Below are 9,491 nucleotides of genomic sequence, written 5' to 3' on the forward strand. Positions count from 1 at the left end.
GGCGACTTCAACCGCGACGGCATCACGGACCTGATCGCCGGCACCCCGCAGGCCTCGTCGAACCGGGGCCGCGTCACCGTGGTCCCCGGCGGCCTCGACGGCCCGGTCGGCGCCTCGCGGATCTCGCTCACGCAGGCGAGCGAGGGCGTCCCCGGCGCCTCGGAGACCGGCGACGACTGGGGCGCGGCGACCGCGTGGGGCGACCTGAACGCCGACGGGTACGCCGACCTCGTCATCGGCGCGCCGGGCGAGGACGACGCGTCGGGCCACAAGGACCGCGGCGCGGTCACCATGCTGTACGGGCCGAAGTTCACCTCCGGCACGGACATGCAGCTCTCGGACGACTTCCACTACCCCGGCGCGCGGTTCGGCGCCGCGGTCGCGTCCGGCGACTTCAACGCGGACGGCAAGGCGGACGTGTTCGCCGCGGCGACCGGCACGGGCGGCTCGTGGGCCGCGCGCCTGGACGCCGAGCACGAGTCGGGCGGCAGCCTCACCTCGGGCGACACCGCCATCGCGTACGCGGACGCCGCGTCCGGCGACTTCAACCGCGACGGCTACGCGGACGTGGCGCTCGCCTACCGCGACCAGGCCGGCAAGGGCAAGGTCGCGTGGTTCCGGGGCGGCCGCTCCGGGCTGAGCCGGGTCGGGGTCCTGTCCGTGCCGGGCGGCCGCTCGGTCGCCGTGGGCGACGTCAACGGCAACGGCTACGACGACCTGGTCATCGGCCAGCCGTACACCGCCGAGTCCGGCGCGCACGCGGGCGGTCAGGTGACGGTGGTCCCCGGCACGTCGACGGGCTTCACGACGACCGGCATGAAGACCGTCCACCAGGCGACGTCCGGCGTGCCCGGCGCCGCCGAGGCGGGCGACGCGATGGGCTGGTCGGTCGCGGCGGGCGACTACAACGCCGACGGCTACGCGGACGTCCTCACCGGTGCCCCCGGCGAGGACATCACCCGCACCTCGAACCGCGCGGACGCGGGCACGTCCCTCCTCCTGAAGGGCTCCTCGTCCGGCCTCACCGGCACGGGCGCGAAGGCGTTCTCGCAGGACGAGCCCGGTGTCCCCGGCTCCACGGAGTCCGGCGACCGCCTCGGCTCCTCGGTGACGCTGGCCGACCTGTCGGGCTTCGGCCGCGCGGACCTGGCCATCGGCGTCGACGGCGAGGACGCGGGCGACGGCACCATCCTCCAGCTGGACAGCGGGAGTTCGGGGGTGCCCGGGTCGAGCGGCGTCTCCTACGGACGTACGCTGCTCGGCACTCCGGCCGGGGCGCACCTGGGGCGGACGCTGACGCCGTGACCGACGGCGGCGGCTGATCACCCGATCGGCCTTCTCGGCGGGGCGGGCCGCTCAGCCCGCCCCGCTGGGCACCCGGCAGTCCTGCGGCTGCGGCCTGCCCAGGGGCCAGCCGATGCCGACGAACTCCAGTTTCTTGATGCGCGGGTTCAGCTGGACCACGGCCACCGGCTTGTCGTAGGCGTTCCCCGCGTTGGTCAGACAGATCCAGCCGCTGGTCCCGCGCACGCGGTTGACCGCTTCGAGGCGCTGCCACATGTCGGAGACCCGGTTCAGGGGCGGCACCGTGCCCTTGGTCCGGGCGTTGGAGAGCACGACGGCGCGGGCGACGGTGCGCACGCCGTCGTGCACCAGCATGGTGCGGGAGTCCTCCAGGCGGACCGGCCCGATGTCCCCGGCGGTCCTCTTCTCGATCAGCGCGCGCAGTTTGTCCATCTCCTCCTGGGGTTCGGTGAAGTGGGCCGGGCGCGCCTTGGCGGTGTCCTTGCCGCTCAGCTCCTTGTTCCAGGCCTGCGGGTGGCCGGGGGCCGCGTACTGCACCGTGATGGCGGGCTCCTTGCCGCCGCCGCGCAGCTTCGCCCAGTCGTCGTCGCTCAAGTACCGTTCGAGCGTGGCCGATCCCGAGCCGCTGACGATCGTGTACTTCTTGCCGCTGCACTGCACGTCGGCCAGTTTCAGCGCGAAGAGCCGCAGATGGACGGGGCGTCCGGCGAAGTAGACGTAACGGGCCGAGGACTGGCAGATGTTCTGGGCGATGAGCGTGAAGTCGTTGCCCGTCTCGCCCGGGTCGGTGATCGAAGGGGACCTGAACGGCTGGTCCTTGGGCCCCGGTGGGCCCTTCTCGTCGCGGCCGAACGCCTTGGCGAGCGAGTCGTTGTAGATGTCGTGCGGGCGGGTGTCCTTGACCAGGACGGTGTCCTCGTCCTTGAGGCCGCGGTGGAAACTGGCGAGCGCGTCCGCCTGCTGGCGGTTGGTCGGGATGATGCGCGCGAGGCCCGGGAAGGGGTCCTTGCCCGTGCTCTTCTCCGGGTTGGCGAAGTCGTCCGCGCTGACACGGCTGGCGAGGACGGGGATGTGCAGGTCGTTGGTCAGGCGCGTGATGGCCTGCTCGGTCGCGTCCAGGCTGAGGTTGAAGCCCGTGACGGCGCGGAGGTTGTCCCGCTTGTCGGCCGCCATGTCCCCCAACTGGTCGACGACCCGGGCCTGTTGGCCGTACGCGTCACCGGGGTTGGCGAGGACCAGGCGCAGCAGCGGGGTGTTCTCCTCGCGGTTGGCGCGGTACTGCGCGAGGTAGGCGCCCTGGATCTCGCTGCGCAGCTGCGCGCGTTCGGCGGCGATGTCGGGCTGGAGCGGCAGCATCATCGCGACGGTCACGTGCGGTTTGTCGCCGACGAACTCCTCGTTCTCCTTGGCGATGGCGCGGGCGACGGCGGCGATCTCGGGCGTGCCGAAGTCGTAGCCGGTGCCGTTGACGCCGATGCACTCGCCGCCGTGCTTCTCGACGCCGCGGGCGCAGCTGTCCGGTTCGCCGATGGGCGGCAGGAACACCCACAGGAGCACGCCCGCGGCCGCGAGGCCGAGGAGCGTGGCGCCCCTGCGCATCCAGTTGGCCCAGAACGTGTTGTACAGCCAGTTCCCGAACTGTCTCAACGCTGCCCCTCCCTCTGCCGTGAGCCCTCGTCCCGCCCGGTCAGCCGAACCCGATGTGCTCCGTGCACACGCACCGCTGGAGCGGCTGCTTGTCCTCGGCCCGGTCGCCCCAGTCGCGGGCCATGCGGATGAGCAGCGCCGCCCCGTCGGCCGCCCTGGCCACGTCGGCGCCCTCGGGGCCCTGGTCGCGCACCGCCTCGTCGGCGATCTTCGACAGCTCCTCGCTCAGCTCGCGCAGGGGGCCGCGCAGCATCCCGGGCACGGCCTCGTCCAGCGGCTGCGTCCGGTCCTCGGTGAGCCACACCGCGTGCAGCAGCCGGTCGATCTGACGCAGCCGGGTGTCGCCGCGCACCTGCCGCTCGCCGAGCGCGCGGGCGTACCGGTCGTCGTCCGCCCCGATCAGCGCGGCGTCCGCGACGGCGAGGAGTTCCGCGCACCAGTCGGCGATGGGCCGGGTGAGGAAGGTGCCGGACAGGTACCGCGCGACGAGGTCGGCGCCGTCGGAGGCCAGGAGGTGGTGCATGCGGTGGGCCGCCGCGGTGCCGAACAGGGCGTCGGCGTGGCCGTCGCCCAGGTCGCGGTAGTGGCCCTGCAGCAGCGCGTGGTCGGCGTGCCAGGCCGCGCCGCCGGCGCGCATCCGGTACAGGCGCCGCGTCAGGAGCCGGCGCAGGCCGAGGTCGCCGACGAAGTGCCGGGGGCAGCGGGGCCAGCCGGTGTCCTCCAGGAGTTCGGCGATGCGGTAGGCGTTGAGCCGCTCGGTGCGGCCCTCCTGGACGGCGCGCACCAGGGTCTGGGCGCACTCCACGTCGTGCGCCACCGAGAGGTGCGTGAGCAGGTCGAGCCAGTGGCCGCGGTGCTCGGGCGGCAGTTCCTCGGGGCGCTCGCGGTCGATGAGCTCGTCGACGAGTACGTCGGCGACGGGCCGGTCGGCCACGGGGCGTCCCGCGTCGTCCTCTCCTCCGGGCACGCGGGCGTCGAGGATGGCCCAGTCGGTGCACTCCTCGGGGGTGGGGAACGTCGCCGCGGCGGTGGCCTCGCCGAGCCGGGTCACGAAGCGCGGGCGGCCCCCGCTCAGCCGGTGCACGCCGCTGTGGACGCGCAGCCGGACCGCGTTGTCCTGCCGTTCGTGGCCGCCCCGCAGCCGGCTGAGCTCGTCCTTCTGCTGGTCGCGGGTGAGCACGGGCATACGGACGAGGAGCACGCCGCGCCACAGCGGCGCGTGGTCGGGCACACCGCCCGGCGGACGGCTCCACGCGGGCAGCGTCCCCATGAAGGACCGCCAGCTCGCCATGCCCTCGTGGCTGCTGCCCGCCCGGTGCAGGAAGCGGCCGCCGTCCTCGCGCCGGGCGGTCGCGAGGATCACGAGCCGGTCGTGGTGGCCGCGCTCGCGGTCCTCCAGCGCCGGCTTGACCAGCCGTCGGCCGAGTGCGCCGTCCGCGTGGTCCAGGAGCAGGGCGGGCCGCCCCACGCGCGACATGCGTCCGCGCACGGAGTGGTAGGCGGCGTCGATGTCCTGCCGCAGCGCGCGGAAGAGGAACCCCTCGGCGATCCGCCGGGCCTCCCCGCCCTGCTGGAAGTCGTCGCCCAGCGCCCGCAGTCCGGCCAGCGGCTGGCCCCCGGCGCCCGGGTACTCGCCGTAGCAGGCGGCGAGGGCGGCCCTGCCCTCCGCGGACGCGCGGGCGAGGAGACCGTCGAGCAGCGCGTTGAGGAAGGGCCCGACCAGGGGGCTGCTGACCAGCCCCGCCAGGTAGCCCAGATAGTTCTTGGCCGTCCCCTTCAGCACCCCGCGCCAGAAGGAGCCGGGCGGCAGGATCCCGTCGAGGCGGCCCACCTCGTCGACCAGGGGCGCCGCGCCGGCGAGCCGGTCGCTCGCGGCGACGGCCGCGAGCCCCGCGTACAGCCGGGGTACGGCGATCCCGCCGCCGTCGCCGCCCCAGTCCCCGTACTGCAGCGCGATCTTGCGCAGCACCTCGGTCACCTCGGACCGGCTCCTGGGCTGCTCCTCGGCCTGCTCCCGGCAGTCGGTCAGGGCGCAGTCGACGTACGCGGTGGGCACGCGCGGCCCGAACCGCTGCCGTACGCACCGCAGCAGCCGCCCCTTGCCCGTGCCGGGCCCGCCGACGAGCAGCACCACGGGCAGGTCGTCGCCGTAGAGCAGGTCCCGCTTGCGCCCGGCCGCGGTCCTGCCGAGCAGCCGGGCGATCAGACCGCCGTCGTCCAGCAGCTCGCCGAATCCGAGTTCATCAGGCACGGGCCTCTCCGTGGCCGGGGCGGCCGATCGCGAATGATGGCTCGTCAGGTTAGCCAGGCGCCCCAGGCTTTGGGGAGAGTTTCCACATGCCGCTGACATTCGGCCGGTTCTCGCGTGCGGACGGGCCCTTCGGCGCCCTTGGCAGCGGACGGGCCGACGTCATCCCGCCCAGGGGTCGATGCCCGCGGCCCACGTCCGGCGCAGCTCGTCCTGCGGGATCATCCTGGCGATCTGCATGCCGTCGAGCGATTCCAGCCCCGGAGGCACCGGTTCCACCCGCCCCTCGATCAGGTCGGCCAGGAACTGGACCATGCCGCAGGCGAACCGGGTCCAGCATCCGTCGTGCCGGTTCCAGACGACGACCGGCCATTCCTCGGGCGTGCCCGACGCCGCGTCCCAGCACAGGATGTCCGCGCTGTCGGAGACGCCCCAGGCGACGAGCCGCGGCGGCACGGCCGTCGCGAAGCGCCCCTCGGGCTCCTTGTCCCAGGTGAGACGGGCCGTCCGCGACTCCGCCGACATCCCGTCCCCGAGCCGCTCGTGCCACGCCTCGGGTCCCTCGACGACGAGGCAGTCCTCGATCGTCCCGGGCCCGTACAGGTCCATGAAGGCGGCGTAGTCGGCGGGTAATCGGCTGCCCCACGACGCGACGACCCCCTCCCACACGACGGCTGACGGCCTGCCGGGTGGCGGGAGCAGGGAGGTGAGCCTCTCCAGCTCGGTCAGCACGGCGAGCCGCGCGGACTCCGTCACCGCGGCGGACCCGTCCGACTCCGTCACCGCGGCGGACCCGTCTCGCCCCGCCACCACGGCAGGCGCCTCCGGCCCCGTCACCCCCTCGAACCGCTCCCTCCCGGTCACCACGACGAGCCTCTCCCTCTCGGTCACCCCACCGAACCGCACCACAGGAGACCTCCCCGTCAGTCCTGCCCCTGGCCCTGGCCCTGCCCGTGCCCCCGCGCCCTCCGCGACACCACCGCCCGCAGCACCCTGCGGCCCTCCGTCGAGACGTCCAGGGCCTGGCGCAGGGCACCCGTCGGGGCCGCGCCCTTGTCGGCGAGGAGTTCCAGGATCCGCACCTGGCGGCGGAGTTCGGCGGCGACCAGCGGGGTCATGCCGTCCGTGCGGCCCTCGCGGCGCGCCGTCACCGAGCCGTCGCCGTCGCCGGGCGCGGTGTCCAGGAGCCGGTGGACCTGGAGCGCGGCGACCGAGCAGCCGTCGGCCCACTCCCGCACCCCGGCGCCCGCGTACGCCGCCGGCACCGCGTCGAGCATGCGCCGGGCCAGCGCGGCGGCGGCCCCGGAGGAGCCGGGGACGGCCGGTTCACCCGCCGGGGCGGACGCGGCACCGAGCGCCGTGCGCGCCTCGGCCAGCGGGCCGCCCCAGTCCCCGCCCTCCGCGAGGCTCGCCCACAGCGGGCGCAGCAGGTCGTCGTCGCCGCCGAGCACCGGCACACACCGGTCCAGGCAGGCGAGACCGCTGGCCGCCAGGCCTCTCTCATCGGCCTGCGCGATCAGCTCCACGAGGCTCATGCTGTACGTCTCCCGTCACGGACCCGGCACTGCCCCTTACTGCGTGCGGGGCGGCAGGAACGTCACTGCGGTCACCGGCGCGGCCTCCGCGACGGGCGCGACGGGCGCGCCGGCCTCACTGCGGCAGGACGCCCAGCCGGTCGAGGAAGCGGAAGAAGAGCTGCTCGGCCGACGGCTCGGCGTCCGCGTTGAGCACGTCGAGCAGCGGCGCCGTCCGCACCGTCCTGCCCGACTCCGCGGCCCAGGCGACCGCCCGCTCGGCGGCGTCGCGCGGCTCCAGGAAGTAGTCCTCCACGGTCAGCTCCGCGTCGCCGAGGTACCCGGCCATCGCGCGCCGCGCCAGACACGTGGTCCACGCCCCGCTCTCGGGCGCCGCCGCCTCGACGACCACGCAGTCGCTGTCCATCACGTACCCGAAGAGCGCGGGCGCGCCCGACTCCTGGGCCAGCGTGTTCATGTTCCCGACGTCACGCGTGCCGTCGCCGCCCGGCACCTCCCACACCTGCCAGCCGTCGGCCCGCTGTTCGAGGAGGGTCAGCTCGTCCCGCACGCCCGCCACCGCGGCGAGCTCCGCGAGCGGCCGCTCGCTCCTGCCGACGATGTAGTACCCCCAGTAGCCCATGCCACGTCCCCCCGTTGTGCCCATACTGCGTTCTGGGGCCGAATACACCACAGACGTACGCGAGTTCGCCACCAGAAAGCGGAAATCACGGGGCCGGGACGGGCCCCGGAACCGGCGGCAGCGGGGACGGGCCCGACCTGGCCCTGAGGTCCTGCATCCGCGTGAGGCGGTGCACGAAGACGACGGCGAGGACCGCGGCCACGATGTCGAGGACGTCCGCGATCATCATGTTCGCGACGGCCGACTTGATCTCCTCGGGGTCCTCGGCCCTCAGGTACGTCCTGCTGGCCCACCGCCCGACGAGGAGATCCGCCACCCACAGCGACCACCAGGCGTTGAGCAGGCCGGGCGAGTCCTCCGTCACGGGGCGGCGCGCCTCGCTCGCGTGCCAGACGTCCAGGGCGATCCGCCGCGGGAACCAGAGGTTCACGATCGGCACGAGCCAGCCCCAGACCGCCCAGCCGCGCCGCATCCGGTGCTCGTCCGGCGCGAACACCTCGGCGTTCACGCGCACGCGGTGGAACCACACGATGAAGACGACGGCGGTCGCGATCAGCGCCATCAGCTGCAGCCCGCCGGAGGCGCTGTACAGCGAGTCGGCGCGCTCGGCGTCCCGCTCCACGTCCGCCCCGTAGTTCCCCGAGATCAGGTCACTCGTCACGCCCCGCATGACGGTGCCCGCCCACAGCGAGTAGAGGTCGACGGCGATCATGACGCCGAGCAGCACCATGACCGCCCGGCTCAGCCCGACGGGCGAGCGCAGCCAGGCGGGCGGTCCCGCCGGCGCATGGGGTTGCCGCGGCGGAAAGGGCTGGTACTGCATGGTCGAGCGACCCCCACGGGTGGTTCACGAGCGGTTGAGAACCGCCCGCGTCCCTCCCCAGGGCGCCGACGGCGGCTACGGGACCGTATCAGCGAGTTTCACGAAGTCGTTCCAGGACAGAGCGGGTTTGCGGGGGTCCCACACCTTTTGTGCCATGGCCCGCAACGGCATCCGGATGCCCCGCGCCACCTGCTCCTGGGTCTGCGAGCCCGCCAGGTCGCACCACACCGCGAACGTGGCCCCGAGGATCTGGTCGTCGTACTTCTCGCTCACCGGCTCGGTGCCGCGCAGCACCAGCGGGGTCCAGCTCTCGTAGATCCGCTGTCCGGTCGGATAGCGGAAGGTGTTGGGCTGCCCGAGCACGTAGTAGAGGTACTCGTCGTTGTAGTTGACGAGGCTGCGGCCCGCCCGCAGATACTCGGCGGGCTCGCGCGCACCGATCTCCTTGCCCGTCCAGTACGCCACTTCGAGGTCGTCGGCGGCCTGCTCGGTGCCGCCCCGGAAGAACCCGTCGTTCCAGGCCTTCAGCTTCTTCTCGAACGGGCGCACGGTGTCGGCCCGGTCGTTGAGCCAGCCCGTCGCCAGGTCCTGCACGCGCCCGTCGGCGCCGTAGCGCTCGCGGGCGGCGGCGGCCAGCTGCGGGTAGGAGGCCTCGGGGTCCTTGACCGTGAGGGCGCGGTACTCGTCCGCGCCGAGGTGCCAGTAGGCGCCGGGGAACAGCTCGGCGTACTCCTTGAGCAGATCGTCGACGATCTCCGCCGCGCCCGGCTTGGAGATGTCGACGGCGCCGCGCTGGGCGATCCCGCGGGCGTCGCGGAGCTGGAGCGAGGGGTGCTGGCGGATGACCGCGCCCAGATGTCCCGGCGAGTCGATCTCCGGGACGACCGTGATGTGACGGCTTTCGGCCAGTTTCACGATGCGGCGGACCTGGTCCTTGGTGAGGTGGTCCGTGGAGACGATCTCGGGGTGCGAGTCCGACGCGATGCGGAAGGCCTGGTCGTCGGAGAAGTGCAGGCCCAGCTGGTTGTACTTCAGGTCGCCGAGCTCGCGGACGCGGTCCTCGATCCACGCCACGTCGAAGTGCTTGCGGGCGATGTCGAGCATGAATCCGCGCCGCGGCTTGGCGGGCCGGTCCTTCACGACGCCCTCGGGGGCGGTTCGGCCGCCGCTGACCTCCTGCTTGAGGGTACGGGTCCCGTAGAACACGCCGGCCGCGGCGGGCGCGGCGATCCGCACCTTCTGATCCCGCACGGTCAGCGTGTACGACTCCGGTCCCGCGCCCCCGCCGTCGCCCGCTCCCCCGTCCGCGTC

8 protein-coding genes are annotated in these 9,491 nt (G+C 73.6%); 1 reads left to right on the forward strand and 7 read right to left on the reverse strand.

Translation table 11 applies throughout. The features are described from left to right. A partial coding sequence (locus AOK22_RS27555) for an FG-GAP-like repeat-containing protein (protein WP_208606452.1) occupies positions 1-1,305 on the forward strand: 1,305 nt, incomplete at its 5' end. Between the two features lie 51 nt (positions 1,306-1,356). Here AOK22_RS27555 and AOK22_RS27560 read toward each other — a convergent pair. The 7 genes from AOK22_RS27560 to AOK22_RS27590 all read right to left on the reverse strand — a co-directional run. After that, positions 1,357-2,952, reverse strand: a complete 1,596-nt coding sequence (locus tag AOK22_RS27560; RefSeq protein ID WP_244165041.1) for an amino acid ABC transporter substrate-binding protein — start codon at positions 2,950-2,952, stop codon at positions 1,357-1,359. Between the two features lie 40 nt (positions 2,953-2,992). Further along, a complete protein-coding gene (locus tag AOK22_RS27565) occupies positions 2,993-5,203 on the reverse strand; it encodes a hypothetical protein (RefSeq protein ID WP_055701423.1) in 2,211 nt (736 codons plus the stop codon). Positions 5,204-5,362: 159 nt separating this feature from the next. Next, on the reverse strand, positions 5,363-6,091 hold the full coding sequence (locus tag AOK22_RS27570) for an SMI1/KNR4 family protein (RefSeq protein WP_157872299.1): 729 nt from the start codon (positions 6,089-6,091) through the stop codon (positions 5,363-5,365). A 32-nt stretch (positions 6,092-6,123) separates the two neighbouring features. After that, a complete protein-coding gene (locus AOK22_RS27575) occupies positions 6,124-6,735 on the reverse strand; it encodes a hypothetical protein (protein ID WP_055701425.1) in 612 nt (203 codons plus the stop codon). Positions 6,736-6,850: 115 nt separating this feature from the next. Beyond that, positions 6,851-7,357: a hypothetical protein gene (locus AOK22_RS27580; protein WP_055701426.1), complete on the reverse strand. Its 507-nt coding sequence runs from the start codon at positions 7,355-7,357 to the stop codon at positions 6,851-6,853. An 85-nt stretch (positions 7,358-7,442) separates the two neighbouring features. Then, positions 7,443-8,180, reverse strand: a complete 738-nt coding sequence (locus tag AOK22_RS27585) for a DUF4328 domain-containing protein (protein ID WP_055701427.1) — start codon at positions 8,178-8,180, stop codon at positions 7,443-7,445. A gap of 75 nt (positions 8,181-8,255) precedes the next feature. Then, the coding region (locus tag AOK22_RS27590) for a beta-N-acetylhexosaminidase (protein WP_055701428.1) at positions 8,256-9,491 on the reverse strand (1,236 nt) is incomplete at its 5' end.

Source organism: Streptomyces silaceus, from assembly GCF_001419745.1.
GTDB classification, from domain to species: Bacteria; Actinomycetota; Actinomycetes; order Streptomycetales; family Streptomycetaceae; genus Streptomyces; species Streptomyces silaceus.

What these genes read in the sequence shown, in the direction of transcription:
- AOK22_RS27575 (WP_055701425.1), bottom strand. Translation starts at nt 6,735, where the DNA reads ATGAGCCTCGTGGAGCTGATCGCGCAGGCCGATGAGAGAGGCCTGGCG.
- AOK22_RS27580 (WP_055701426.1), bottom strand. Translation starts at nt 7,357, where the DNA reads ATGGGCTACTGGGGGTACTACATCGTCGGCAGGAGCGAGCGGCCGCTC.
- AOK22_RS27585 (WP_055701427.1), bottom strand. Translation starts at nt 8,180, where the DNA reads ATGCAGTACCAGCCCTTTCCGCCGCGGCAACCCCATGCGCCGGCGGGA.